This window comes from Pelomonas caseinilytica (genome assembly GCF_021353235.1).
Lineage (GTDB): Bacteria > Pseudomonadota > Gammaproteobacteria > Burkholderiales > Burkholderiaceae_C > Pelomonas > Pelomonas caseinilytica.
In genome coordinates this window covers 183,637-207,947 of record NZ_JAJTWT010000004.1, presented here as the reverse complement: position 1 = coordinate 207,947, position 24,311 = coordinate 183,637, and the positions used below count along the sequence as shown (strand labels likewise).

24 protein-coding genes and 1 tRNA gene are annotated in these 24,311 nt (G+C 70.5%); 13 read left to right on the top strand and 12 right to left on the bottom strand.

Annotated features, from left to right (window positions below; translation table 11 throughout):
* Nucleotides 1–12 precede the first annotated feature (12 nt).
* The 4 genes from mutM (at nucleotide 13) to LXT12_RS26735 (ending at nucleotide 4,085) form a co-directional block, all read left to right on the top strand.
* Nucleotides 13–831, top strand: coding sequence for a bifunctional DNA-formamidopyrimidine glycosylase/DNA-(apurinic or apyrimidinic site) lyase (gene mutM / locus LXT12_RS11570; RefSeq protein WP_233392166.1), 819 nt, complete (start codon nucleotides 13–15; stop codon nucleotides 829–831).
* A complete protein-coding gene (gene mutY / locus LXT12_RS11565; RefSeq protein WP_233392165.1) occupies nucleotides 816–1,835 on the top strand; it encodes an A/G-specific adenine glycosylase in 1,020 nt (339 codons plus the stop codon). The genes mutM and mutY overlap by 16 nt, the downstream gene beginning before the upstream one ends.
* A 3-nt stretch (nucleotides 1,836–1,838) precedes the next feature.
* Entirely contained in the window at nucleotides 1,839–2,141 is a 303-nt protein-coding gene (locus LXT12_RS11560) for a hypothetical protein (RefSeq protein WP_233392163.1), read from the top strand.
* 90 nt (nucleotides 2,142–2,231) lie between these two features.
* The gene (locus LXT12_RS26735) at nucleotides 2,232–4,085 is read left to right on the top strand and encodes a methyl-accepting chemotaxis protein (RefSeq protein WP_304622763.1); all 1,854 of its coding nucleotides are present in this window, start codon (nucleotides 2,232–2,234) and stop codon (nucleotides 4,083–4,085) included.
* Here LXT12_RS26735 and LXT12_RS11545 read toward each other — a convergent pair.
* The 6 genes from LXT12_RS11545 to LXT12_RS11520 are packed head-to-tail and all read right to left on the bottom strand — an operon-like array spanning nucleotide 4,082 to nucleotide 10,902.
* Nucleotides 4,082–5,245, bottom strand: coding sequence for an FAD-dependent oxidoreductase (locus LXT12_RS11545; RefSeq protein ID WP_233392161.1), 1,164 nt, complete (start codon nucleotides 5,243–5,245; stop codon nucleotides 4,082–4,084). The genes LXT12_RS26735 and LXT12_RS11545 overlap by 4 nt on opposite strands.
* A 16-nt stretch (nucleotides 5,246–5,261) precedes the next feature.
* Nucleotides 5,262–6,986, bottom strand: a complete 1,725-nt coding sequence (locus LXT12_RS11540; RefSeq protein ID WP_233392160.1) for a M56 family metallopeptidase — start codon at nucleotides 6,984–6,986, stop codon at nucleotides 5,262–5,264.
* A complete protein-coding gene (locus LXT12_RS11535; protein ID WP_233392157.1) occupies nucleotides 6,986–7,381 on the bottom strand; it encodes a BlaI/MecI/CopY family transcriptional regulator in 396 nt (131 codons plus the stop codon). The genes LXT12_RS11540 and LXT12_RS11535 overlap by 1 nt, the downstream gene beginning before the upstream one ends.
* Before the next feature lie 52 nt (nucleotides 7,382–7,433).
* Nucleotides 7,434–8,348, bottom strand: coding sequence for an RNase adapter RapZ (rapZ, locus tag LXT12_RS11530; protein WP_414708904.1), 915 nt, complete (start codon nucleotides 8,346–8,348; stop codon nucleotides 7,434–7,436).
* Nucleotides 8,345–10,021, bottom strand: a complete 1,677-nt coding sequence (recN, locus tag LXT12_RS11525; protein ID WP_233392154.1) for a DNA repair protein RecN — start codon at nucleotides 10,019–10,021, stop codon at nucleotides 8,345–8,347. The genes rapZ and recN overlap by 4 nt, the downstream gene beginning before the upstream one ends.
* Nucleotides 10,022–10,035: 14 nt before the next feature.
* Entirely contained in the window at nucleotides 10,036–10,902 is an 867-nt protein-coding gene (locus LXT12_RS11520) for an NAD kinase (RefSeq protein WP_233392152.1), read from the bottom strand.
* Nucleotides 10,903–10,969: 67 nt separating this feature from the next.
* Between LXT12_RS11520 and hrcA the strand changes: the two genes are divergently transcribed.
* Nucleotides 10,970–11,977, top strand: coding sequence for a heat-inducible transcriptional repressor HrcA (gene hrcA, locus LXT12_RS11515; protein WP_233392150.1), 1,008 nt, complete (start codon nucleotides 10,970–10,972; stop codon nucleotides 11,975–11,977).
* A 24-nt stretch (nucleotides 11,978–12,001) separates the two neighbouring features.
* Nucleotides 12,002–12,078, top strand: a tRNA-Ile gene (locus LXT12_RS11510).
* 277 nt (nucleotides 12,079–12,355) lie between these two features.
* Here LXT12_RS11510 and LXT12_RS11505 read toward each other — a convergent pair.
* The 4 genes from LXT12_RS11505 to LXT12_RS26730 all read right to left on the bottom strand — a co-directional run bounded on the left by LXT12_RS11505 (nucleotide 12,356) and on the right by LXT12_RS26730 (nucleotide 14,872).
* Nucleotides 12,356–12,541: a hypothetical protein gene (locus LXT12_RS11505; protein ID WP_233392148.1), complete on the bottom strand. Its 186-nt coding sequence runs from the start codon at nucleotides 12,539–12,541 to the stop codon at nucleotides 12,356–12,358.
* Between the two features lie 645 nt (nucleotides 12,542–13,186).
* On the bottom strand, nucleotides 13,187–14,089 hold the full coding sequence (locus LXT12_RS11500; RefSeq protein ID WP_233392147.1) for a nucleotidyl transferase AbiEii/AbiGii toxin family protein: 903 nt from the start codon (nucleotides 14,087–14,089) through the stop codon (nucleotides 13,187–13,189).
* Nucleotides 14,086–14,685, bottom strand: coding sequence for a type IV toxin-antitoxin system AbiEi family antitoxin domain-containing protein (locus LXT12_RS11495; protein WP_233392145.1), 600 nt, complete (start codon nucleotides 14,683–14,685; stop codon nucleotides 14,086–14,088). Before LXT12_RS11495 ends, LXT12_RS11500 begins: the two co-directional genes overlap by 4 nt.
* Nucleotides 14,686–14,737: 52 nt before the next feature.
* Nucleotides 14,738–14,872: a site-specific integrase gene (locus LXT12_RS26730; RefSeq protein WP_255763581.1), complete on the bottom strand. Its 135-nt coding sequence runs from the start codon at nucleotides 14,870–14,872 to the stop codon at nucleotides 14,738–14,740.
* 170 nt (nucleotides 14,873–15,042) lie between these two features.
* On the opposite strand from LXT12_RS26730, the gene LXT12_RS11490 reads away from it, so the two are divergent.
* The 5 genes from LXT12_RS11490 to LXT12_RS11470 all read left to right on the top strand — a co-directional run bounded on the left by LXT12_RS11490 (nucleotide 15,043) and on the right by LXT12_RS11470 (nucleotide 20,084).
* Nucleotides 15,043–15,645, top strand: coding sequence for a TetR/AcrR family transcriptional regulator (locus LXT12_RS11490; RefSeq protein ID WP_233392143.1), 603 nt, complete (start codon nucleotides 15,043–15,045; stop codon nucleotides 15,643–15,645).
* Nucleotides 15,646–15,741: 96 nt separating this feature from the next.
* A complete protein-coding gene (locus LXT12_RS11485) occupies nucleotides 15,742–16,449 on the top strand; it encodes an SDR family oxidoreductase (protein WP_233392141.1) in 708 nt (235 codons plus the stop codon).
* 61 nt (nucleotides 16,450–16,510) lie between these two features.
* Nucleotides 16,511–17,332, top strand: coding sequence for an oxidoreductase (locus LXT12_RS11480; RefSeq protein ID WP_233392139.1), 822 nt, complete (start codon nucleotides 16,511–16,513; stop codon nucleotides 17,330–17,332).
* Between the two features lie 113 nt (nucleotides 17,333–17,445).
* Nucleotides 17,446–18,432, top strand: a complete 987-nt coding sequence (locus LXT12_RS11475) for an alpha/beta fold hydrolase (RefSeq protein ID WP_233392137.1) — start codon at nucleotides 17,446–17,448, stop codon at nucleotides 18,430–18,432.
* Nucleotides 18,433–18,437: 5 nt separating this feature from the next.
* The gene (locus LXT12_RS11470) at nucleotides 18,438–20,084 is read left to right on the top strand and encodes a GGDEF domain-containing protein (protein ID WP_233392563.1); all 1,647 of its coding nucleotides are present in this window, start codon (nucleotides 18,438–18,440) and stop codon (nucleotides 20,082–20,084) included.
* 99 nt (nucleotides 20,085–20,183) lie between these two features.
* On the opposite strand, the gene LXT12_RS11465 is transcribed toward LXT12_RS11470, so the two are convergent.
* On the bottom strand, nucleotides 20,184–20,792 hold the full coding sequence (locus tag LXT12_RS11465) for a DVUA0089 family protein (RefSeq protein ID WP_233392135.1): 609 nt from the start codon (nucleotides 20,790–20,792) through the stop codon (nucleotides 20,184–20,186).
* A gap of 335 nt (nucleotides 20,793–21,127) precedes the next feature.
* Here LXT12_RS11465 and LXT12_RS11460 point away from each other — a divergent pair, with 335 nt between their 5' ends.
* Nucleotides 21,128–21,604 (top strand): hypothetical protein, encoded by a 477-nt coding sequence (locus LXT12_RS11460; RefSeq protein ID WP_233392133.1) that lies wholly within the window; start codon nucleotides 21,128–21,130, stop codon nucleotides 21,602–21,604.
* 45 nt (nucleotides 21,605–21,649) lie between these two features.
* On the opposite strand, the gene LXT12_RS11455 is transcribed toward LXT12_RS11460, so the two are convergent.
* Nucleotides 21,650–22,084 carry a hypothetical protein gene (locus tag LXT12_RS11455; RefSeq protein ID WP_233392131.1) on the bottom strand — a complete coding sequence of 145 codons (435 nt, stop codon included), beginning with the start codon at nucleotides 22,082–22,084 and terminating at the stop codon, nucleotides 21,650–21,652.
* Between the two features lie 452 nt (nucleotides 22,085–22,536).
* Here LXT12_RS11455 and LXT12_RS11450 point away from each other — a divergent pair, with 452 nt between their 5' ends.
* Complete coding sequence (locus tag LXT12_RS11450; RefSeq protein WP_233392130.1) at nucleotides 22,537–24,237, top strand: ShlB/FhaC/HecB family hemolysin secretion/activation protein; 1,701 nt, start codon at nucleotides 22,537–22,539, stop codon at nucleotides 24,235–24,237.
* Nucleotides 24,238–24,311: the final 74 nt, after the last annotated feature.

The window sequence follows — 24,311 nt, the reverse complement described above, 5'->3', positions numbered from 1 at the left end:
GATTTCCGCCCCATGCCCGAGTTGCCCGAAGTCGAAGTCACGCGCCGCAGTTTCGCCGGCGCCATCCAGGGAGCCCGGGTGACGGGGCTGCGCCTGGGAAAACCCCTGCGCTGGCCCCTCGGCGCAGACCCCGAAACCCTGCTCGGAAGCCGCGTCGGCGCCGTGCAAAGAAGGGGTAAATATTTGTGGCTGCCGCTCGAAGGCTCGGGCGGGCTGCTCATGCACCTGGGCATGTCGGGGTCGCTGGCCTTCCTCGGCGGCACGCCGGCGCCCGGCGCCCACGACCATTTCGACCTGCATACCGACCGCGGCCTGCTGCGCCTGACCGACCCGCGCCGCTTCGGCGCCGTGGTGTGGGCGCCGGCCTTGGATGCCGAGCCCGTGTCGACCCTGCTCGGCGGCCTGGGCCTGGAGCCCTTCGACGAGCGCTTCGACGGCCCCCACCTGCACGCCGGACTGAGCGGCAGGCGCGTGCCGGTCAAGCAGGCCCTGCTTGCCGGCGACATCGTCGTGGGCGCCGGCAACATCTACGCCTGCGAGGCCCTCTTCCTCGCCGGCATCGACCCGCGCCTGCCCGCGGGCAAGCTCAGCCGTCCGCGTGCGAGCCGGCTCGCCGAGGCGGTGCGCACCGTGCTGGCGCAGGCGCTGGAGGCCGGCGGCACGACGCTGCGCGACTTCCGCGACGCCCACGGCGTGGCCGGCAGCTTCCAGATGCAGGCCCAGGTCTATGGCCGCGAGGGCGAAGCCTGCCGGCGCTGCGGGGCGGCCATCAGGCGCATCGTGCAGGGCCAGCGCTCCACCTTCTACTGCCCCTCATGCCAGAAGCGCTGATCGACGATTTCGGCCCGACGGTCGTGGCCTGGCAGCGCCGCCACGGCCGCCACGGCCTGCCCTGGCAGGCCACGCGCGACCCCTACCGCGTCTGGCTGTCGGAGATCATGCTGCAGCAGACGCAGGTCTCCACCGTCCTCGGCTACTACGAGCGCTTTCTCGCGCGCTGGCCGCGGGTGACCGACCTCGCCGCCGCCACGCTGGACGAGGTGCTGGCCATGTGGGCGGGGCTGGGCTACTACAGCCGCGCGCGCAACCTGCATGCCTGCGCCCGTGCCGTGGCCGAGCAGCATGGCGGCGAGTTCCCCGGCACGGCCGCCGCGCTGCAGGCCCTGCCCGGCATCGGCCGCTCGACGGCTGCGGCCATCGCCGCCTTCTGCTTCGGCGAGCGCGTGGCCATCCTCGACGGCAACGTCAAGCGAGTGCTCGCGCGGGTGCTGGCTTTCGACGGCGACCTGGCCAGCAGCGCGGCCGAGAAGCGCCTGTGGGACCGCGCCACCGAGCTGCTGCCCGCGCAGCACGTCGACACCTACACCCAGGGCCTGATGGACCTCGGCGCTACCGTCTGCACGGCGAGGTCGCCCGACTGCCTGCTCTGCCCGGTGCAGTCGATGTGCCGCGGCCAGCGCGAAGGCGACCCGACCCGCTGGCCGGTCAAGACGCGCAAGCTCAAGCGCGGCCGACGCGAGAACTGGTGGCTGTGGATCGAGAAGCAGGGCCAGGTCTTGCTGCAGCAGCGCCCGGCCACCGGCGTCTGGGCCGGGCTGTGGACGCTGCCGATGTTCGACGACGAGGCCGGCGCCCGCCAGGCCCTGCCCGGCGTCGCCTTGGAGACACTGCCGCGTATCGAGCATGCCCTGACCCATTTCGACTGGGTGCTCCACACCGTCCGCGCGGACGTGGCCGGCGCGGGCATGACCCCTGGCGGCACCTGGGTCGCGCGGGAGAATCTCGCCGACTACGCGCTGCCCGCGCCGCTGAAGAAACTGTTCGAGGAGAGCTGAGCCATGAAAGCGCACATCAAGAGTGGCGTCGAGTACGCGCTGATCACCCTGCTGGTGGCCGGCCTGTGTCTGTGGCAGCTCATCGCCGGGGCGCAGGAAGACGAGGCGCCGGTGGCGAGGCTCGTCGTCCTCGGCCTGGCGCTGATCGTCGCCGGCGCCATGCATTGCGTCTTCATGATGCAGCTCGTGCGCCGCACGGGGCGGCCTTTCCTGCCGTGGTTCGTGGCCATCGTCGTCTTCATGCCGGTGGGCACCGCGGTGTTGCTCGCGATGCTCCTGGGCGAGGCGGACGCGGCGGAAACGTGACTTTCGCCTGATCCCGCGCCCGCTCTGCGTTGCCGGCCCGGCGTGAACCGGGCACAGTCCCATCGATAACATCGTTTCGAGGGGACAGCGTTGGACGCTTTGAAGAACCTGCGTGTCGGCATGCGGCTGGGCCTGGCTTTCGCCGTGGTGCTGGCCTTGCTCCTGGTGATGGCCGGCGTGGGCTCGATGCTCGCCAAGTCCATCAACTACTACGCCGAGTACTACCCCGAGGACATCCTGCCCTCGCTGCGCACCATCCACCAGATCGACGCGGCCATCTCCGATGCCCGCCGGCTGGAGCAGCACCACATCCTCAGCGAAGACGACAAGGAAAAGAAGTCGCTGTCGGCCCGCATCGCCAAGGCCCGGGCCGACCTCCAGCAGCGGTTCAAGGACTACGAGCTCCTCATCTCCGACGACCAGGACCGGGCGCTGATGAAGAAGGCGGCCGACGGCCTGTCCGCCTACCTGGCGGTGCAGGACAAGGTGCTCAAGGCCTCGGAGGACAGCGCCTCCGACCCCACCCAGGGCACCGCCGCCAAGGAGCTGACCTTCGGCGCGGCCAGCACGACCTTCGTGGCTGTCCGCGAAGCGATCGCCCAGTGGTGGGACTACAACGAGAAGCTGGCCGGCCAGACGGCCGAGGCGGCCGACTCGGCCTACCGCCGCGTGCAGTGGACCTTCGCCATCGTCTGCCTGGTGGCCCTGGCCGTGGGCGCCGCGGCGGCCGTGGCCATCACGCGCTCCATCACGCGGCCCGTGCAGCAGGCGGCCGAGGCCGTCAAGGCGGTGGCTGCCGGCGACCTGACGCAACGCCTGCAGGCCGGCTCGCGCGACGAGCTCGGCCAGCTGCTGGGCAGTCTGGACGAAATGACCCAGAACCTCGCCCGCATGGTGGCCGGCGTGCGCCAGGGCTGCGAGCAGCTCAACGTGGCGGCGGCCGAGATCGCGCAGGGCAATGCCGACCTGTCGGCCCGCACCGAGAGCCAGGCGTCGAGCCTCGAGGAGACGGCCGCGTCGGTGGAGGAAATGGCCGCGCAGATCAAGGCCAACGCCGACAACGCGCGCCAGGCCGACCAGCTCGCCAACCATGCCTCGGAGGTGGCTGGCGCGGGCGGCACGGCGGTGGCCGAGGTGGTCACCACCATGGACGCCATCTCCACATCCAGCCGCAAGATCTCCGACATCATCGGCGTCATCGACGGCATCGCCTTCCAGACCAACATCCTCGCGCTGAATGCGGCGGTGGAGGCCGCGCGGGCCGGCGAACAGGGCCGCGGCTTCGCGGTGGTGGCCGGCGAGGTGCGCTCCCTCGCCCAGCGCTCGGCCGAGGCGGCCAAGGAAATCAAGAGCCTGATCGGCGACAGCGTCGGCAAGGTCGAGAGCGGCAGCGGCCAGGTGCTGGCGGCGCGCGAGACCATCGGCCAGATGGTCAGCGAGGTCCGCAAGGTCACCGACCTCGTGGCCGAGATCACGGCCTCCAGCCGCGAGCAGAGCGAAGGCGTCGGCCAGATCAACGCCGCCGTCAGTCAGCTCGACCAGGCCACCCAGCAGAACGCCGCCCTCGTGGAGCAGACGGCCGCGGCGGCCGAGAGCATGCGCATGCAGACGGCCAAGCTGGCCGAGGCCGTGGCGGTGTTCCGCGTCGCGGCGGGGGCGGGCGGCTCGCCCGCGGCGGGCCCTGGGCTGGCGCCGAAGCCGTCACCCGGGTCGGCACCCCGATCGCCGTCCAGGCCGGCGCCGAAGCCGGCGCTAAAGCCGTCGTCCAGGCCGTCGCCAAAGCCGGCGTCCGCCCAGGCCGCCCCTTGGCCGATGGCCGCAGCGGCGCCGGGCAAGCCGGCCTCGCCCGCCCCCGTCGCTCCGGTGCCGGCGCCCGTGGCGCCGTCCAGAGCCGCCTCGCCGGCGGCGTCGAGCGGCGACGACGGCGACTGGGAGACCTTCTAACCAGCAGCCTGCGCGGCGCCAGGCTGGAACAACGCGGCCAGGCGGCGGACGGCGTCCTCCGACTGGGCGCGGTCGGGCCGCAGGTCGTCATTGCCGAAATCGTCCTCGCCCATGGCGGCCACGAGCAGGCCGTCGCGGCGCGGCACCACCACGAGGTTGTGGCCGCGGTAGATGAGGGCGTAGTCCACCTCGGGCTGCGGGATGAGGCGGGCCGTCTGGCCGCGCACGGGCGTGAGGCTGGCGTCGCCCAGCAGCTTGCGGGCGCCGTCGCCGGTGCAGTTGACGGCGAGGCGCTCGGGCAGCCGGGCGAAGTCGCGCGGCTCGCGCAGGTCGCGCTGCACCAGCTCGCCGCCGTCGCGGGCGAAGTCGTCCAGCAGCAGGCGCTGGTAGGCCGGGATGTTGAAGACCAGCTGCGTGAAGCGGCGTGCATGGGGCGAGCGGAAGGGATGCTCGCCGGCCGCCAGGGCCTTGCCGTGGGGGCGCAGGTCGGCGATGCGTTGGGCCAGGTCGGGGTAGTCGGGTTCGCCCACGTGCCCGGGCAGCGGCGTGTCGAAGCCGTCGTCGGCGAGCAGGTAGCCGTCATGCCATTCGACGGGGCCCGAGGGCAGGCCGAGGTAGCTCTGGTGCACCTTGAACGAGGCGCGGGCCATGGCTTCCCAGCCGCCGATCCAGTCGTCGCTGGCGTGTTCGGCCGTGACGATGCGCGAGTCCGGCGTCCACAGCCCGGTAGCGGCCGAGGAGTGCACCCGCGGCGGCCGGTCGCGGCTGTACAGCCTCACCTTGAAGCCGGCCTGCTGGGCCGTGCGGGCCGTCGTCAGGCCGATGGCGCCGCAGCCGATGACGGCGATGCGCTCGCCCGGCTTCACCCCGGCGCCTTGGATCAGCGCCAGGGCCCGCTGGGCCGAGCCCCAGGACAGCGACCAGCCGCTGCCGCCATGGCCGTAGTGGTGGACGAGGGTCTTGCCGAAGCGCCGTTCGGCCTCGATGCGCGGGCCGCGCGCGCGGAAGGGCCGGATGCCGACGGCGATGTCGACGAGGCGGTCGACATCGGCGCGGATGGTGGCCGGCGCCGGGCGCGGCGCGAAGTCCAGCGCGTGGGCGTGGGGTGGCGACGAGGCGAGCGCGGCGGCGCCCGCACCGAGCAGGTGGCGGCGTTGCATGGGAGCAGTCTCCGGTTCAGTTCTGGGCGCCGAGCAGGCCCTTGCGGATGAGGGCCGCGTCGCGCAGGCGTTGGGCCGAGCCGTCGGCGTCGAGCAGCACGACGGTGACGGGGCGCTTGCCGTTCATGATGCGCATGGCCAGGCAGCGGCCGGCCTCTTCGGTGTAGCCGGTCTTGGAGAGGCGGATGTCCCAGCCCTTGGTGCCCACCAGCCGGTTGGTGTTGTGCAGCTCGCGCGGCTTGCCGTCCACGGGCACCTTGGCCTTCTTGACGCTGGTGATGCGCTCGATCTCGCCGTAACGCGAGGCCGCCGCGACGATGGCGGCCATCTCGGAGGCCGTCGACGTGTTGGCCGGCGACAGCCCGGTGGGGTCGTTAATGGTGGTGCGGTTCAGGCCCAGGGCGCGGATCTTGGCGTGCATGGCCTTGGCGAAGCCGTCCTCGCCGCCGGGGAAGGTGCGGGCCAGGGCGAAGGCGGCGCGGTTTTCGGACTCCATCAGTGCCATCTCCAGCGCCGCCTGGCGCGACATCTGCGTGCCCACGCGCACCCGCGACTTGCTGTGCTTCAGCGTGTCGACGTCGTCGCTGGTGATGCGCAGCTTCTCGTTGGGATCAAGCTTGGCGTCGAGCACCACCATGGCGGTGAGCAGCTTGGTCAGCGAGGCGATGGGCACCACGGCGTCGGCGTCGCGGGCCATCAGCACCTTGCCGCTGGCGTCGTCCACGACGACGACGTGCTTGGCGTTGACCGGCAGGCGCAGGGGCGGCGCGGTGGCGGCATCGGCGCTGGCCGAGGGCGGCACCGGCGCGTCGGGCGCGTTGCGGCCCTTGGCCTGCACGACGAAGCTGGTGGCGGCGATCAGCAGCGCCGGCAGGGCGAGCTTCCAGCCCGTGGCCTGGGGCCGCGGGGCGAGCAGCCGCTCGACGCGGTGCAGCAGGTCGCCGCCGCGTGCGGCGAGGGCGACGCCCGGCAGGGGCCGCAGCTGCAGCTCGCTCAGAGCATGCAGGGCCTGGGCGAGGCGGCGCCCGCCGTCGCCGCCGCCGATCACCTCGACCGAGATCTCGTCGGCCACCAGCTCGCGCTCGGCGCGCAGGCGGGCCGACAGCCACCACACCACCGGATGGAAGAAGAGCAGGGCCTCGACGGCGCTTTGCAGCAGGTTGGCGAGGTAGTCCCAGCGCCGCACGTGCGCCAGCTCGTGGGCCAGCAGGGCCTCGATCAGCTCGATCGGCAGACGGCTCAGCAGGGCCGCGGGCAGCAGCACGCAGGGGCGCAGCGTGCCCAGGGCGATGGGGCCGTCCAGCTCGGGCAGCAGGCGCAGGGCGATGGGGCGCTTCAGGCCGAGGCGGCGGGCGAGGGCGTCGAGGCGTGCCTGCCAGTCGGCCGGGGCGGCGGTGCTGCGCCGGCGCGCGCGCTGCACCCAGGCCAGGCCGAGGGCCAGGCGCGCGAGCATCAGGCCGGCGCCCAGGGCCCAGGCGGTGACCAGGGCCGGCATTTGCTCCGCCAGTGGCGGCAGCTCGCCGACGAACTCGGCCTCGGCCCCGCCCAGGTCCAGGCACTGGGCCAGCGGCAGGGCCAGACACAGGCCGAGGCTGGCCGCACTGACGGCGTAGCGCCAGCGCGCCGGCGCACCGCGCAGCAGGGCCAGCAGCAGGGCCGCGGCCAGGCCGACGGCGGCCCCCTGCCAGACGAAGTTCACGAGGGCCCAGCCCCAGGCGTTCATGGCGATGTCCAGGCGCATCAAGCGTCTTCTCCGGTGTTCTTGGCCAGCAGCTGGCGGATCTCGGCGCGGTCCTTCGCGCTGACGTGGTTCTTCAGGGCCGCCAGCACCAGGGCCTTGCCCGAGCCGGCAAAGGCACGGGCGATGAAGTCCTTGACGAGGGACTGCTGCAGCTTGTCCTGCGCCTGCACCGGCGCGTAGAGGTGGGGGCGGTGGTCCTCGTCGCGGGTGAGCAGGCCCTTGGCATGCATGACCTGCAACTGGCGCAGCACGGTCGCGTAGGTGGCGTCGGGCCGGTCGGGCAGCAGGGCCTCGTGCACGGCCTTGGCGTCGGCCGGGCCGACCCGCCACAGCACCTGCAGCAGGTCGAGTTCGGCAGCGGTGGGGCGGGCCGCGGGTGCGGCGTTCTGAGGCATGGCCGCAGAATAAGTGTTCTAGAACTTGTTGTCTAGAACTTTTATTCTGAAATCACCGTGCGTCCAGTTCCCGGTGACGCTTGAGCACATGGCCGTGGTGGCTGAACTGCCGCGCCAGCATCTCGACGAGGTAGACCGAGCGGTGCTGGCCGCCGGTGCAGCCGATGGCGACGGTGAGGTAGCTGCGCTGGTCGGCCGCGAAGTTGGGCAGCCAGCGCGACAGGAAGCCGGCGATCTGGCCCATCATCAGCCCGACCTCCGGCTGGGCCGCGAGGTAGGCAGCCACCGGCGCGTCGCGGCCGGTGAGGGGGCGCAGCTCGCGGTCGTAGTAGGGGTTAGGCAGCACGCGCACGTCGAAGACGAAATCCGCGTCGCTGGGCACGCCGTGCTTGAAGGCGAAGCTCTCGAAGACGAGGGTGAGCTTGGTGCCCGCGCCCGGGCCGACGAGGTCGCCCAGCCAGGCGCGCAGTTGGGCCGGGCGCAGCTGGCTGGTGTCGATGACGGTGGACTCGGCCTTGAGCCCGCCGAGCAGCTCGCGCTCCAGCTGGATGGCGTCGAGCAGCAGGCGGTGGCTGTCCTCGGCGCTGCCTTCGAGGGCGCCGAAGTTGGTGTCGCGGTCCTGGCGCAGCGGGTGGGGGCGCCGCGTCTCGGAGAAGCGCCGCATCAGCGCCTCGTCGCTCGCGTCCAGGAAGATGGAGCGCACGGCCACGCCGCGGCTGCGCAGGTCCTTGATGAGGGGCAGCATCAGCGGCAGCGAGCCCGCCGAGCGCACGTCCACGGCGATGGCCACGCGCCGCTCGCCGCGCTGCTGCTCCAGCCGCAGGAAGTCGAGCAGCAGCTCGGCCGGCAGGTTGTCCACGCAGAAGTAGCCGGCATCCTCCAGCGCGTGCATGGCCACCGATTTGCCGCCGCCCGACATGCCGGTCAACAGCACCACGTCGCCCTGCAGGTCGTGATCGGTGTTCATGACTTGGCCTTGCGCGTGCGGGCCGAGGCGGCCAGCATCTCCTCGGCGTGGGCGAGGCTGGTGGAGGACAGCCGCTCGCCGCCCAGCATGCGGGCGATCTCGGCCACGCGCGCCTCGCCGGCCACCGGCGCCACGCGGCTGGCGGTGGCGCCGCCTTCCAGGCTCTTGGCGACGACGAGATGGCGGTCCGCGCAGGCGGCCACTTGCGGCAGGTGGGTCACGGCCAGCACCTGGCGCTCGCGTCCGAGCTGCTTCATCAGCCGGCCCACGGTCTCGGCCACGGCGCCGCCGATGCCCACGTCGATCTCATCGAAGATCAGCGTGCCGGGCGCGTTGTCGGTGGCGTTCTGGCTCGTCGTCACGGCGATGGCCAGGGCGATGCGCGACAGTTCGCCGCCCGAGGCCACCTTGGCCAGCGGGCGCGGCGTGCTGCCGGCATGGCCGGCAACGAGGAATTCGGCCGACTCGGCGCCATAACTCTGCGGTGCGTCGGCCGGCTGCAGGGCGATGTCGAAGCGCCCGCCGGCCATGCCGAGCTGCTGCATGGCCGCCGTGACGGCCGCCGCCAGCTCGGGCGCGGCCTTGCGGCGGGCCCGGCTCACGCGCCCGGCTTCGGTGTCGAAGGCCTTGCGGGCCGCGGCCAGGGCGGCTTCGAGCTGGGCCGGGTCGCTGGCGGCGTCCAGCTGGGCCAGCTCGGCACGCCACTGCGCGAGCAGGGCAGGCAGGTCCTGGGGCGGGCGGCGGTAGCGGCGGGCCAGGGTGAGCCAGGCCGAGACGCGCTCGTCCAGCTCGGCCAGCCGGGCCGGGTCCAGGTCGGCCTTGTGCAGGTAGGCGGCCAGGGTGTGGCTGGCGTCCTGAAGCTGGGCCTGCACGTCGCGCAGGGCCTGCACGGCGGGCAGCAGGCGGGGGTCGTGGTCGAGCACGCGCTCAAGCTGGTCGAGCGCACTGCCGGCCAGGGACTGGGCACTGGGCTCGGCGTCGTCCAGCGCGCCGAGGGCCGACTGGGCCGCGTCGATGAGGGACTGGCCGTGCGACAGGCGCTGGTGCTCGGCGTTGAGCTCCTCCCACTCGCCCTCGCCCGGCGCGAGGCCGTCGAGTTCGCCGATCTGCCAGGCCAGGCGCTCGCGTTCGCGCTGGGCCTCGGCCTGCAGGCCCTGGGCCTTTTCGAGCGCCTCGGCCGCCTGCTTCCAGGCCGCGTGGGCGCGGGCCAGCGGCGCGGTGTCCAGGCCGGCGAAGCCATCGAGCAGCTCGCGCACGGAGGCCGGGCGGGTGAGACCCTGCCAGGCGTGCTGGCCGTGGATGTCCAGCAGGTGGTCGGCCAGCTCGCGCAATTGCGTGACGGTGGCCGCGCCGCCGTTGATCCACGCCCGGCTCTTGCCGGCGGCGTCGATGACGCGGCGCAGCAGCAGGCCCTCGTCGGGCTCGAAGCCGGCGTCGTCCAGCCACGCGCGCAGATGGGGCGGGGTGTCGAACTCGGCGGTGATCTCGGCGCGGGCGGCGCCCTCGCGCACTACGCCCGCGTCGCCGCGCCCGCCCAGGGCCAGCTGCAGGGCGTCGATGAGGATGGACTTGCCGGCGCCGGTCTCGCCGGTCAGCACGGCGAAGCCGGGCTCGAAGTCGAGCTCCAGCGCGGGGACGATGACGAAATCCTTGAGGCTCAGATGCCGCAGCATGGTCTAGGCAGGAATCAGACGTACCAACGCAGTTTGCGACGCAGGGTCGCGTAGTAGCTCCAGCCCTTGGGGTGGAGGAATCGGACCTGGTGCTCGCTGCGCCGCACGGTGATGGTGTCGCCGTGCAGCAGGCTGGCGAGGCTTTGCATGTCGAAGCTCACCGAGGCGTCGCGGCCGGCGACGATCTCCATGCGCACCTCGCCGCCGTCCGGCAGCACGATGGGCCGGTTGGACAGCGTGTGCGGCGCGATGGGCACCATCAGCCAGCCGGCGATGCTGGGATGCAGGATGGGCCCGCCGGCCGAGAGGGCATAGGCCGTGGAGCCGGTGGGCGAGGCCACGATGAGGCCGTCGGCCCGCATATTGGCCACGAACTGCTCGCCGACCTCGATCTTCAGCTCCACCATGCCAGCCGTCCCGCCGCGGCTGACGACCACGTCGTTCAGCGCCAGGCCCGAGAAGATGGACTCGCCGTCGCGCAGCACCGAGCCCTCCAGCATGGCGCGGGGTTCGACCTCGTAGTCGCCGGCCAGCACCGGGGCCAGCGACTCGCGCCAGCGCTCGATGGGGATGTCGGTGATGAAGCCCAGCCGCCCCTGGTTGATGCCCAGCAGCGGGACGCCGTGGCAGGCCATCTCGCGGGCGAAGCCCAGCATGGTGCCGTCGCCGCCGATGACCACGGCGAGGTCGCAGGCGCGGCCGAGTTCGTCGTGGGACAGGGCGTCATAACCGGTCAGTCCGGTGTTCAGCGCCGTGTCCGCCTCCAGCGAAACGTCGAGGCCCTGGCTGCACAGGAAATGGGCGATCTCCTCCAGCACCGGCCGGATGCCAGGCGCCTGATGCTTGCCCACGATGGCGACATGTCTGAAGCGCTCGGCCATGCGGCAAATTACACCACAGGGGTATCGCCTCTCCCGGAGAGAACAGGGGTGTTCTTAGAATGGTGCCATGCTCGACGAGCGCTCCAAATCCCTGCTGAAAACCCTGGTCGAACGCTATATCGCCGACGGCCAACCCGTCGGCTCGCGGACCCTGTCGAAAGCCTCGGGCCTGGAGCTGAGCCCGGCCACCATCCGCAACGTGATGGCCGACCTCGAAGACCTTGGCCTCATCGCCAGCCCGCATACCAGCGCCGGCCGCGTGCCCACGGCGCGCGGCTACCGCCTCTTCGTCGACACCATGCTGACGGCCCAGCCCGGCCTCATCAGCGTCGAGACCGCCCAGCTGCAGCCCGACCAGCCCCAGCGCGTCATCGCCAACGCCGCGCAGATGCTGTCCAACCTGTCCAGCTTCGTGGGCGTCGTCACGGCGCCGCGCAAGCCCAGCGTCTTCCACCACATCGAGTTCCTGCGCCTGGGCGAGCGCCGGGTGCTCGTCATCCTCGTGTCGCCCGACGGCGACGTGCAGAACCGCGTCATCTTTACCGCGCAGGACCTCAGCCAGTCCGAACTGGCCGAGGCCAGCAACCGCCTGAACGCCGGCTACTCCGGCCTCACGCTGGAGGCCGTGCGCGAGCGCCTGCGCCACGAGGTCGACGCCCTGCGCGGCGAGATCGGCCAGCTGATGAGCGCGGCGGTCGACGTCGGCTCCGAGGCGATGGAAAAGCAGGACGAGCAGGTCATCGTCTCCGGCGAGCGCAACCTGCTGACCGTGCAGGACTTCAGCCACGACATGGGCAGCCTGCGCCGCCTCTTCGACCTCTTCGAGCAGAAGACGCAGCTGATGCGCCTGCTCGACACCTCCAGCCGCGCCGAGGGCGTGCGCATCTACATCGGCGGCGAAAGCCAGGTCGTGCCCTACGAGGAGCTGTCCATCGTGTCGGCCCCCTACGAGGTCGACGGCCAGGTCGTCGGCACGCTCGGCGTCATCGGCCCCACCCGCATGGCCTACGACCGCATGATCCAGATCGTCGACATCACCTCGCGCATGGTGGGGCAGGCGCTGAGCCAGCGCTGACTAGAATCCGCCCCTCCTCCCCGGGGGCCGTTAGCTCAGTTGGTCAGAGCAGAGGACTCATAATCCTTTGGTCATTGGTTCAAGTCCAATACGGCCTACCAAATATTCCCGTTTGGTATCAACAGCTCAGCGCTTGTGTTGTTGCGTCGACGGCTATTCACCATAGCCCCAAAGGTCACAGTTCCGGTACACCTTCACCCGAAGGAGACCATTCGTGGCCCCCGCCCCAAGCGCGATGCTGAAGACTGGTAAGCAGTTCTCGCCATACATCATGAAGCGATGCCCGCACTGCGCTGCCCGCTCGATACCGCTGCTTGCCGCCGTTCGGTCGAACAAGCGTAGCCCTGTTCGATGCGCCCGCTGCGACGAACTCAGCCATCAGCCGCCAGTCGCGACGTTGTTGACCGGGTCGGCCTTGGAGTTGCTGTTGATCATCGCCTTGCTGCTTTCTGGATGGCTTGGCGGTATCAGCGTCTTGTACGCTGCTTGCGCCCTCACGGCGATCTTGATTGGCGGCATCGCCGTCTTGTGGCCGCTGAGACCGATTTCCTCACCCAGGGACAAGGTCTCCTTCTCTCGCCCCTCGCCTTTTCATCCCGGCAGTTCATGAAGTTCCGCGTGTGACGCGGATCGGCGAACTGCTCGCCGGCCCGCCGCCACGGCTCATGAAGTACCCGCAAAGCCCCGCCGGCATTGACTGGCAGGTCAGCTTCCAGTCAGGCGCGCACTTCTAGCCTGACATTCCGAAAGCATCAGTCCACCGGTTCGCAGCTCCAGGTGCCGGTGCCGTGCAGCTCATTGAAATGGATGACATGAAGTTCCTGGCCGCGTGCGAAATCATCCGCTGCTGGAACCAATGGCCGCCGGCCCGGGGGCGGAGGTGGCTTGGCGGGCGGCGGCTTGGGCTGCTCTTGATCGCCGGGCTTCTTCCGCTGAGCGCTGCGGCGGTCGAGTGCTCAGAGAGCCGGCCGGAGCACTTCGCCGACTTCTTCATGACTTTCGCGAGCGACACCAGGTTCGCCATGGCGAGAACGGTACTGCCGCTTTTGACGGAGCGCTGGAGCGACGACGACTGGTTCGATGAACTGGCCGAACCCGCGGACGTGTGGATCACGCCCGAGGACTATGCGCGACGTCCGAGCCTGCAGAGCCGGAGCACCGCGCAGCATCTGGTCCTGCAGGTCGGCCGGCGCGTCCGCTATTTGGCGCTTAGACCCAGCGCAGGACCTCGGGGCGCCAAGTGGCTGTTGCCAGACTGCCAGCGACGGCGACCTGGGTCGGTGGCCACAGCAGGTCGTCCAGCAGTGCGACGGTCTCACCCAGGCTCGCGGCTTCGATGCGGTTCTTGTTCAGGAAGGCTCGCCACTGGCGTAGCTTTGCGGCGTCTTCACTGAACTGCTTGGTCAGTGCCAAGGGCCGCTCGGTGGGCAGGGCGGTCTGGCGTCGGGCAAAGGTGGCGGCAATGGCTGCCGCCAGCGTGGCACCGTCCAGTTCCGTGCGCCGTGCAATCACAGCAAGGTCGAAGAAGTCCTTCATGCGGCTGTTCGCTTGCCCCAGCATGACCATGGCCTGGTATTTCTCGGCGATCACGGTGTAGACCGGATAGACCCGCAGCATGGGGGCTGGGAAGTCGCCCAGCAGAGTCGGGTAAGCCACCGTCTGTGGCCCCGGTGTCACGGCGTCACCGAAGCCCACGTCGATCTGCAGGGCACAGCGTGCGGAACCGATGCGTGCCACCAGCGTGATGCGGGTGCCGCCGTAGGTGTTGTCCTCGCGAATGGCGTCGGCCTTCACGGAGTCGGGGTCGAACACGATGCCGTCGCCCAAGTCCATGGCGGCGATGTCGCGGAAGGTGGCGATCAGGTTCGCCTCGTCGTCAGGGCCGAAGCCCAGCAAGTCTGCGTCCCGTGTCGGTCGGTGCGGGGTGTCGTACCAGAGCGCAAAGAGCAGGGCGCCCTTCAGCAAGAAGCGATCGGCATGCGTTGAGGTGCTGACGCGAGCAAGCAGGCGCTCCATGCCGAAGCGGTTCAGCAGCAGGCTGTAGTCGTCGCCGCGCTGTTTGGCGATAGTCAGAAGCCGGGCCAGGATGGACGCGGCGAGGCTTCCGGTCATTGCGTCACCGCCTCCAAATAGGGCTGCATGACACGTTCGACTCGGTTGATCTTCGCAAAGTGACTCAGCTCGGCCATGGTGACCTTGCGGCTGCGCCAAGCGTCTTTCAGTGCCTCCAGCGCCACGTCCTGGCCGATCTTGTTGCGGAACTTGAAGCAGTCGGTCACCGTCTTGGCGGCGCTGTATACGCGGATGGGGGCGCCGTGGTCGGTCACGGTCTGGATACCGTCGCTGTAGGCGGTGCCGCGCAGGCGCGTGATGCGCAGCGTGGGATAGCTCAGCGCCGGGGTCTGACTGCCTTCAGGCAGTGCAATCCACACTTCGTGCGGCAACTGCGTGCCGATCTCATGGAATTGCAGCGCACTCAGCAGGCACAGCACGGCTTTGGGCACGCGCTGGCAGACCTCGATCAGTGTCTGATGCTCGGTGACTTCAGCGTCAGGTAGTCCGTACAGGCCACGGGCGAACCGTTGCAGCTTGCCGGACTGGTGCAGCCGGATCAGCAGCTGCGGTGACCAGCCGTGCTCGCGCACATCCGCCGCCCGCAGCACGCGCCGGTGCCGGGCCAGTTCGAGGATGTGGTCAGACTGGCTCATGGAGGGGAGTTTAATATTCGCATTACTTCTGTTCAAGTGATGCGAAATTCAATCAGTTCCGTACCGTGGTTTCGGCCTCCGGGGTCTTGTGGTTCAGAGCCCTGCCGATGATTGGCAGGCTGGTGCCGCCGCTGGCCAGCCAAGAGCCCAGCGTGCGGCGCAGGTCATGGATGTGCAGGTCACGCATCTCGTAGTGCTGCAAGTGCAGTCCGTGCTTCTCCGCCAACGGCGTGTATTCGCCATAGCCCCCAAGGTCACAGTTTCGGTACGCCTTCACCCGAAGGAGACCATTCGCGGCTCGACCCATTTGGGTGTCCCATCACCCACCCCCACTTGCAGGCAAACTCGCGTTCAAATATGATGATCGTCATACGATGGCGCGACATGAAAAAAAGCCCTACCCCGTCCCGCAAGGAAATCTCTCACGAGCGCATCCTCGATGCGGCCACGCGCGCCATCCGGCGCAGCGGTTATGCCGGCACGGGCGTGGCGGACATCATGAAGGAGGCCGGGCTCACGCATGGTGGCTTCTATGCGCACTTCGAGTCGCGCGACGCGCTGCTGGCCGAAGCGGCGGATCGCGCGGGGCAGCAGACCGTCGCCACGCTGAGGCAGCTTGTCGAGGCGGCGCCCCCCGCCGAGCGCTACCGCAGGCTGGTGGCGGCCTATCTGTCGCGGGCGCATGCCGACCTGGTGGAAACCGGCTGCCCGGTGGCCGCCGTCGGCTCCGAGATGCCGCGACAGGCTCCGGAAGTGCGCCACGCGGCCACGCGCCGCATCAAGGACATGATCGACCTGGTGGCCAGTGTCTCGCCGGGCCGGGGCGGACCGGGTGGGCAGGCGCAGGCCTTGTCGGCAACGGCCACGATGGTCGGGGCCCTGATCCTCGCGCGTGCCGTCGACGATCCAAAACTGGCCGACGCGGTGCTCGAGTCCGCGTTGCACCACCTGGCAGGCTGAGGTCCGCATGGCGTTCGCCCGGCGGGCCGTTTTTTTCACGTCGAGTATGACGATCGTCATATTTTGTTCCATCGTTGCCCATTGAAAGGGGTCCTCATGAAGATCAAAGGTTCTGTCGCTCTCGTCACCGGCGCCAATCGTGGCCTGGGTGCGGCCTTCGCCCGCGCGCTGCTGGCCGGTGGCGCAGCCAAGGTCTACGCTGCCGCCCGCAATCCAGCCAGCATCACGCAGCCCGGGGTGGTGCCGGTGCCGCTGGATGTCACCAAGCCGGATCAAGTGGCCGCGCTGGCGCGCGACTTGAAGGATGTGACGCTGCTGGTCAACAACGCGGGCATCTTCGAGGCCGGCCCGCTGCTGGCGCCCAACGCTGAGCAGGCACTGCTGCGCCAGATCGAGACGAATGCGGTCGGCCCGCTGCGCCTGGTGCAGGCGCTCGCGCCGGTGCTGGCCGCCAATGGCGGTGGCGCGGTGGTCAACATGCTGTCGGTGCTGAGCTGGCTCACCATCGCCAACGTCAGCGGCACCTACAGCGCGTCCAAGGCCGCAGCCTGGGCGCTGAGCAATGCGCTGCGCCAGGAGCTGAAGGGGCAGGGCACCGCGCTGCTGTCCGTGCATGCGGGCTTCATCGACACCGACATGGCCAGCGGCGTGCAGATGCCCAAGACCTCGCCCGACGAGGTGGCGCGCCGGGCATTCCAGGCGCTGGAGGCCGGCGAGAGCGAGGTGCTGGTCGACGACATCACCCGCAATGTGCGGGCGGGTTTCGGCGCGACGCCGGCGGTCTATCTCGGCGCGGGTGCGTGATGTCCGACCCTGCTGGCGGCGCTCTCCCGCAGCCCTCCTTCCAGACCTCTCCTGATCGATCATGACCCCAGCCTCGACCTCCACCTCCCGCCCCGTTGCACTCGTCACCGGCGCCAGCAGCGGCATTGGCGAGGCCTCCGCGCGCGCCTTGCAGGCCGCCGGCTACCGCGTCTTCGGCACCTACCGCAAGCCCCTGACACAGTGGGCCGGAGGCATCGAGTACCTCGCCTGCGACGTCACCCGCGACGAGTCCGTCAGCGCGGCCGTGCAGCAGGTGCTGCAGGCCACGGGGCGCATCGACCTGCTGGTGAACAACGCAGGCATCGGTCTGATCGCTGGCGCCGAGGAATCGTCGGTCGAGCAGGCCCGGGCGCTGTTCGAGGTCAACCTGTTCGGCGCCATCCGCATGGCCCAGGCGGTGCTGCCCGCGATGCGCCGGCAGCGCTCGGGCCGCATCGTCAACCTCAGCTCCATCCTCGGCGTCATCCCTTCGCCGTATTCCGCGCTGTACTCCGCCACCAAGCACGCAATGGAGGGCTACTTCGAGTCGCTGGACCACGAGGTGCGCGGCTTCGGTATCCGCGCCTTGCTGGTGGAGCCGGCCTACACGCGGACCTCGTTCGAAGGCAATGTGCTGCATGCCGACCGCAAGCTGGACGCCTACCAGGCCGCCCGCACCCAGGCCGAGGCGTTGGTGCGCACGGTCATGCAGCAGGCCGACACGCCAGAGACCGTGGCGCAGGTGGTGCTGCGAGCCGCCCAGGACCCCAAGCCGCGGCTGCGCTACACCGCCGGCAGCGTCGCCAGGCGCGTGAGCCTGCTCAGGCGCTTCGTGCCGGCCGCCGCCTTCGACAAGAGCTTGCGTCAGCAGCTCGGTCTCTGAACCCCCTCGATCCTCGAGTTCGCACTCGAGCGCATCGCCACGTTCCCACCCCGCGGCCGTTCACCCGCCAGCAGGACGGTCGCGCTTCAACGTCGGCACTCAGGAGCCATGCCATGAACGAAACCACCCCTCAAGACGCAACCAGCATCCCAGCCGAGGCAGGCCTGGCCACCCGCCGGCAGGCGCTGCTCGCGGGCGCCGCCGCCACCGCTGCCGCGCTGGCGCTGCCCGCCGACGCCCAGGCCGCGGAAGCCTTCTCGGCGTCCGCGGCTACCCGGTTTGTCGAAGTCAACGGCCGCAAGCTGGCCTACCGCTCCGTGGGCCGGGGCAAGCCCCTGGTGCTGTTCCACCGCTTCCGCGGCGTGCTGGGACTGTGGGATCCGGCCTTCATCGACGCGCTGGCCGCCGAGGGGTTCCAGGTCATCACGTTCGACTACTCCGGCCTCGGACTTTCGACCGGCGAGCCCAGCTACAACCCGGCCGCGATGGTCAAGGACGCCAAGGACCTGATCGACGCGCTGGGCCTCAAGGACGTGGCAATCGGGGGCTGGTCCATCGGCGGCATCGTCGCCCAGATCTACCTGGCCATGTTCGGTGCCAACGTCAGCCACGTCGTGCTGCTGGCGACGACGCCGCCCGGCAAGCTGGTCAAGCCGGCCGAACAGCTCTTCTACGATGCCGCCGCGGTGCCCGGCATCGGGCTGGACAACTTCACCACCATCTTCTTCGAGCCCGCGGACGAGGGCAGCCGCAGCGCGTCGAAGCGGTCCTTCGACCGCATCATGGGCCAGAAGGTGCCGCGCAGCCCCGATGTGCCGGCCGACTGGGCGATCGCCCAGATCGGCAACGCGCCGCGCAACCCGGTGTTCCCCGTGGAAGAGGTGCTGCAGATGCTGAAGACGACCAATGTGCCCATCCTCCACCTGGGCGCCGACCACGACATCATCTTCCCGGTCGAGAACTGGTACGCCCTCAACGGCCAACTGCCCACGATGCGGCTGGTCACATTCCCCAAGACCGGGCACGGCCCCCATCACCAGTACCCGGAAGAAGCCGCCAAGCACATCGCCGCGTTCGTGAGCACGACGCGCAAGGCTTGAACCTCATGCACGCCCCGGACGACGCGTTGCGCCAGCAGGAGCTGATGCGCCGCGCAGACCCGGCGTCGAACCTGGAGCCTGCGCAGGCCGAGCAGGCTGCGCGCGAGGCCGAGGCCTGGAGCCGGCGCCTGGGTTTGACGCGGGAGACGCTCCAGGCTGGCGTGTGGTTGGCGCGGCACCTGTTCCACCTCGGCCGCCATGCGCAGGCGCTGGCCCAGGCGCAGGCCGTCCTGGCCAGCCCGCCGGCCGGCGCCGAGTCGGCGCTGGTCGCCGAAGCCTTGCGGTTGACGGCCCTGGCGGCGTGTGAACTCGGCCAGTTCGACGTGGCCATCGATGCCGCGCAATCGTTGATGCAGCGGGCCGCCGCCGCAGAGGACGCCGCGACTCCGCTCAATGCGGCGATCGCGCTGGCCGTCTGCTTCGAGCGGCTTGGCGACATGTGGCAGGCGGAGCGCCTGCTGTCGCGGGCGCTCGAGGCGCATGGCGAGCGGGGGCCGGACGTCGTGGTGGCGTCCGCGTGCAACGCGCTGTGCGCCGTCTGCGCGCAGGTGGCCCGCCTGTTGCACGACTCCGACGCCCCGGAGGAGCGCCTCTCGGTGCTGGAGCGCGGACGGGTTGCCGGAGAGAAGGGCATGCTCATCGCGGGACGGCTGGGCAACGCGCTGTACCAGGCCGTGCTTCAGACCAACCTCGCCGAGGTCCTGATCGGAGCCGGCCGGTACGACCAGGCCTGCCGGTTGCTCGAGCAGGCGTTGGCGATCGCCGAGCGCCAGGGGCTGTCAACCTATGGGCAGTACGCCCGGATGCTGCTGGCCGATGCCTGGCTCCACCGCGGCGACGCCTCCCGGGCGTTTCGGCTCGCCGTCGGCCTGTTGGCCGAGGCGGGCGACGGTACGGCTGCAGCGACGCTGTCGCGCCTGCATGACGTGGCGGCGCGGGCCGCCAGCGCCATGCGACGCTACAAGGTGGCCAACGACCATCTCGTCGCGGCCCAGCAGATAGAGCGCCGCCTCCTGACCACGCAGATGCGCATCCAGTCCGAGCTGCTGGTGACCCGCAGCGAGGAGCTGAGGGCACGGCAGGAGGCCGACCGGGCGCGCCGTGATGCCCGCGAACAGCAGGCCAGGGCCGCGCAGCTGCAGGCCGATGCCGAGCGTGATTCCCTCACCGGCATCGGCAACCGGCGCCACCTGGAACGGCGGGCCTCGGAGTTGCTGAGCGCCCTCAGCGAGGGGGCGCAGGCCCTGACGCTGGTGATGTTCGATGTCGATCACTTCAAGCAGGTCAATGATCGTCATGGGCATGCGGCGGGCGACGCCGTCCTCGTGGCGCTCGCGAGCCAGGCGAGTCGCTGCATCCGGGGCGGCGACGTCCTCGTGCGTCATGGTGGCGAGGAGTTCGTTCTGCTGTTGCCAGGCGCCGGGCTGGCCGAGGGCCAGGAGATCAGCGAGCGACTGCGCGGCCAGGTGGAGCGGATGACGGTCGAGAGCCCTGGCGGGACGAAGCTGTCGGTGACGATCAGCATCGGCCTGGCGGCGGCACCGGCGTACTCACTGCCTGAACTCCTCGCCAGGGCTGACGCCGCGCTGTACGAGGCCAAGCGAGGCGGGCGCAACCGGGTGTGCCTGGCGGCCGCCCAGGCCGAAGGCTGAGGCTGGATTCGCGGACGAGGTCAGACGCGGACCGAGGCCGGGCCTCGCGCTCATGCCGTCGTGCCGGACCTGCGCGTCGCCGACGCGACGGGCGCTCTGTCAGTGCTGCGGGAGCCGTGAACCTTGATGGGCCAGCACCGCGCCCGCCAGCGCGACGAGCAGCAGCCCCAGGCTCCCCGGTTCCGGCAAGCGCCCCACGTCCGAGGTCGTCAGCAGCAGCCGGTAGGACCCGTCGCCGAAGTCGCTGCCGCCCAGGCCGGTGAAGCCGTCGCCCAGCGTGCCGCTGCCGTAGTTCTCGGCGAAGGACATGTTCATGTACAGGCCGATGGCGACGGTGTAGTCGCCGGCCAGCAGCATCACGGTCTCGTCGAAGTCGCCCACCGCCGCACCCGCGAAGGAGCGCACGAAGGTGGCGGGGTCGCCCGTACCCGAGAAGAGCGAGACGTAGGGGTCGATGCCGCCGGCCGCGTAGCCGAGGCTCTGGAACCTGACCGCCTGGTTCGCCGCAAGATTGAAGGCGTACAGCGCGACGTTTTCCATGCTGTCCAGCGGGTCGGCCGTGAAGACCGGCGGCGCGCCGAAGGACCCGATGAGCGCCGTGTTGGCGGCGTCGTCCAGGCGGCCGGACAGCGTCTGGACGGCGGCCTGGGCCAGGCCGCCGACGAGCATCACGGCCATCACCGTGGCACGGGCGAAGGACTTCAACATGAGGGTCTCCTGCGGTTGCGACATGCCGCCATGAGCGTCCGCAGGATAGCCAAGGGGTGGTGCGCGCGCCCCCCGTACATCAGGGGATGGGGACCGACAAGCAGATAACGCGGCATTTGCAAGCGCGAACCTCCCCGTGGATGCAGGGACTCCCATGCTGCCGGTGTAGGGCGCCCGGATTTCCGTTTGCCCGAAGAATGACCGCGGCAGAGGCGTCGGGCCCGCATAGCCCCAGTGCAGCGGGCGCCTGCTCGGCACAACACCAACCGGAGAGCGCAATGCGTCAAAGTCCCCAAGCGTCGAGTCCGTCAATCTGCAGCAGGCTCGCGGTGCCCTTGCTGGTTTCCCTGGCCTGCCTGGGCGCTGCGAGCGCGGCGCTGGCGCAGACCCGGCCGGCCCTGGTCCGCAGCGTCGACGAGCCGGCGCGCGTGCCTTATGGCGGCACGATGGTTCCCTCGTGCACCTTCAGCAACCAGTGCTCGGCCACCTATCCCACAGTGCCGGCCGGCAAGCGGCTGCGCGTGACCGAGATCGCCGCCTATGTCCGCTCCAACACCTCGTCAGGGTCGCACCTCCTCGCGCTGCACCGCAACGACATGAGCGGCGTCAACGCCGTCTACCTGACCATGATGCCGCCGATGAACGCCGCCTATTACGGCCCGGTCGCCTCCACGACGCAGGCGGTCGACGTGATCTACGAGGCGGGTGAAGTGCCCATCGTGGAATTGGGCCTGGGCGCCGGGTTCGGCGGCATCACCGGAGCGAATGCGCGGCTGACGCTGACCGGCTATCTGGTGGACGTCGCTCCCTGAGCCGCCTTGCCGGCGTGACGCCGCTGCCGCAGGCGTCCGCCGGGATCACCTGAGTTCCGGCTGCGACGACGGGCGGCCCGGCAGGGGCGCCGCGACGCGCTCCGGAAGGGCCGGTGCCGGCGCGGCCGACGACGGCGGCGGCGGCGCCACGGTCAGCTCGGGCAGGCTCTCCGGCTTCGGGCCGGGCATGGCCTGTTGCCGGCGTTCCGGCAAAGGTGCTCCGCCGGGAATGGGCGCCTTGTCGGCCTGAGCGCGTTCGAGGCTCGCCGGCCGGGCGAGGGGTGCCGCCTCCTGCACAGGGCTGGCCTGAGAGGCGGCTTCGGCTGCGGCCGACGCGGGCTCGAGCGCCCGGGCGGGCTGCATGCCTTGCACGCTGGCGGTCTGGGGCGCGGCGGCCTTCTCCGCGGGTTCGGAGGCCGGGCTCGACCGCGTGGACCCATACCAGGCCGCGGCCAGCGCCACGGCCAGGATCGAACCCAACACCGCCCGTCGCGAGCCGCCGCGCCGGTTCGCCGGCTGCAGTGCAGACGCGGCGTCAGCTTTCTCGAGCGGGCGCTCGCGGGCGTCAGGAGCGGATGCCATCGTCGTATTCCCCGCTGTTCAAGAGTGCGCAGGCACGGTCGGTCAGACCTCGGCATTCTGCCCCTGAGCTTGGGCGTCGCCCCGCGGGCCTGACGTCCGGCGTTGCTTCGTGGCCTCATGCCGTCATAACGCCGCAGTAAGCGTCAAAAAGTGCACTTTCCTCCGGGTTGGCTGGCGGCCCTCTCGGGAAGAATGGCTGCACTGAACGACGGCCGGCCCGCCGACTGCGAGCAAGCGGCCCGTCCAGGCAAAGAAGCCTCACGTCGGGCCAACGCCGGCCCATCCATCGCGCAGCACTCTTGCCGGGACGGCGGCGAGTCGTCGACCCGATTCCTTCCGTGGAGACGCCGATGATGCAAGCCCCCCCGAGTCTGAAACCGCTGGCCACCGCGGGGCTGCTGCTGACCCTGGCCTCGCTGGCCCAGGCGCAAACGCCACCATCGGGTGAAGACCTGCTGCGCGAGGCCGAGAAGGCCACCAGCCGCGCCCGGCGTCCCGATCTCCCCGCGCCCCCGCCGCCCGCTCCGTCCCGCCCCGCCGCAGGCGTGGCGGTCGTCGTGAAGCGCTTCGACGTGCAGGGTGCCCGGCTGCTGGATGCGGACACGCTCCAGGCGGTGCTCCAGCCCTGGGTCGGCCACAAGTCCGACCTGGCTTCGCTGCAGCGCGCGGCCGACGCCCTCGTCGAGGCCTACCGGCGCAGCGGCTACCTGGCGCGGGCCTGGCTGCCGGAGCAGGAGATCCGTGACGGCGTGGTGGTCATCCGCGTGGCCGAGGGACGGCTGTCGGGCCTGCGCATCGACAACCGCGGTGCCCCGCGCGCCCTGCCCGAGGCCCAACTGCGCGAGTTCATGCTCGCCCGCCAGCGCGAGGGCGAGGCGCTGCGCACGGACGATGTGCAGCGCGCCGTGACCCTGCTCAACGAGGTCCCCGGCCAGCATGTCGCTTCGGTGCTGGAGCCCGGCGAGCGGGACGGCGACAGCCGCATCGTCCTGGCCGTGACGGACGCTCCCCTCCTCAGCGGCAGCGCATTGCTGGACAACACCGGAGCGCGGGCGACCGGGCGGGCGCGCGCCGCCGTCAACCTGGCCCTGAACGGCCCACTGGCCCAGGGCGACCAGTGGACCCTGGGCACCTTCGCCAGCCAGGGCTCGAAGTACGCGCGGGGCGCCGTCTCGCTGCCGCTGGGCCGCGACGGCCTGCGGGTCTCGCTGCAGGTCTCGGGCCTGCACTATGGCTACGACCTCAACGCCGTGCGCTACGCCGGCAACGCGAGCACCGTGGGCAGCACGTTGAACTATCCGGTTCGGCGCAGCGCCGAGCGCAACCTCAGCCTGCAGGCGACGCTGGAGCACAAGAGCTTCGCCAACCGCGTGGCCGGCATCGAGCTCAGCCGTAAGCACATCGACCTGGGGACGCTGGGACTCAACCTGGACCGGCTGGACGACTGGGGCGGCGGCGGCGTGTGGATCGTTTCGGGCCAGCTCGCGGCGGGCCGGCTCGACCTGGGCGCCAACGCGGCCGACCTGGCCAGCGACCAGCTCGCCAACGGCCCCGCTCGCAACGGCCGCTTCGCCCGCATCGGCGCCACGCTGACGCGCATGCAGCGCCTGGATGAACGCCAGACCCTCACGGTCTCGGCCTCTGGCCAGGTCGCCAGCAAGAACCTCGACCCGGCCGAGAAATTCCAGCTCTCCGGCCCCTATGCCGTGCGGGCCTACAGCGTCTCCGAGCCGAGCGTGGACACGGGGGCGCTGCTGACCCTGGAATGGAAATACAAGCTCGCCGACCGCTGGGCCGTGGCCGTCTTCCATGACGAGGCGGCGGGCTGGCGCGACGAGAAGCCCAACCTGGCGACCCTGCAGCCCAACTGGCTGCACCTGCGGGGCTCCGGCGCGGAGCTGAGCTGGGACGGGCCCGGCGCCGTGCAGGTGCGCGCCGCCCTGGCCCACCGCCACGGCAGCAACCCGGCGCGCAACCCCGTGACGCTGGCCGACGCCGACGGCACCCGCAAGGAGACGCGGGCGCTGCTGTCCGTGTCCAAGTGGTTCTGAGCCGGCCGGTCACGGCATGGCGTCCCATTGAAGCAGACGAATTCAGAGGTGTGAGATGAAGGCTCGTGGACCCG

Coding starts and splice junctions, on each gene's coding strand:
- mutM (WP_233392166.1), top strand. CDS start 13: ATGCCCGAGTTGCCCGAAGTCGAAGTCACGCGCCGCAGTTTCGCCGGC.
- mutY (WP_233392165.1), top strand. CDS start 816: ATGCCAGAAGCGCTGATCGACGATTTCGGCCCGACGGTCGTGGCCTGG.
- LXT12_RS11560 (WP_233392163.1), top strand. CDS start 1,839: ATGAAAGCGCACATCAAGAGTGGCGTCGAGTACGCGCTGATCACCCTG.
- LXT12_RS11545 (WP_233392161.1), bottom strand. CDS start 5,245: ATGCAACGCCGCCACCTGCTCGGTGCGGGCGCCGCCGCGCTCGCCTCG.
- LXT12_RS11540 (WP_233392160.1), bottom strand. CDS start 6,986: ATGCGCCTGGACATCGCCATGAACGCCTGGGGCTGGGCCCTCGTGAAC.
- LXT12_RS11535 (WP_233392157.1), bottom strand. CDS start 7,381: ATGCCTCAGAACGCCGCACCCGCGGCCCGCCCCACCGCTGCCGAACTC.
- rapZ (WP_414708904.1), bottom strand. CDS start 8,348: ATGAACACCGATCACGACCTGCAGGGCGACGTGGTGCTGTTGACCGGC.
- recN (WP_233392154.1), bottom strand. CDS start 10,021: ATGCTGCGGCATCTGAGCCTCAAGGATTTCGTCATCGTCCCCGCGCTG.
- LXT12_RS11520 (WP_233392152.1), bottom strand. CDS start 10,902: ATGGCCGAGCGCTTCAGACATGTCGCCATCGTGGGCAAGCATCAGGCG.
- hrcA (WP_233392150.1), top strand. CDS start 10,970: ATGCTCGACGAGCGCTCCAAATCCCTGCTGAAAACCCTGGTCGAACGC.
- LXT12_RS11500 (WP_233392147.1), bottom strand. CDS start 14,089: ATGACCGGAAGCCTCGCCGCGTCCATCCTGGCCCGGCTTCTGACTATC.
- LXT12_RS11495 (WP_233392145.1), bottom strand. CDS start 14,685: ATGAGCCAGTCTGACCACATCCTCGAACTGGCCCGGCACCGGCGCGTG.
- LXT12_RS26730 (WP_255763581.1), bottom strand. CDS start 14,872: ATGCGTGACCTGCACATCCATGACCTGCGCCGCACGCTGGGCTCTTGG.
- LXT12_RS11490 (WP_233392143.1), top strand. CDS start 15,043: ATGATGATCGTCATACGATGGCGCGACATGAAAAAAAGCCCTACCCCG.
- LXT12_RS11485 (WP_233392141.1), top strand. CDS start 15,742: ATGAAGATCAAAGGTTCTGTCGCTCTCGTCACCGGCGCCAATCGTGGC.
- LXT12_RS11480 (WP_233392139.1), top strand. CDS start 16,511: ATGACCCCAGCCTCGACCTCCACCTCCCGCCCCGTTGCACTCGTCACC.
- LXT12_RS11475 (WP_233392137.1), top strand. CDS start 17,446: ATGAACGAAACCACCCCTCAAGACGCAACCAGCATCCCAGCCGAGGCA.
- LXT12_RS11470 (WP_233392563.1), top strand. CDS start 18,438: ATGCACGCCCCGGACGACGCGTTGCGCCAGCAGGAGCTGATGCGCCGC.
- LXT12_RS11465 (WP_233392135.1), bottom strand. CDS start 20,792: ATGTTGAAGTCCTTCGCCCGTGCCACGGTGATGGCCGTGATGCTCGTC.
- LXT12_RS11450 (WP_233392130.1), top strand. CDS start 22,537: ATGATGCAAGCCCCCCCGAGTCTGAAACCGCTGGCCACCGCGGGGCTG.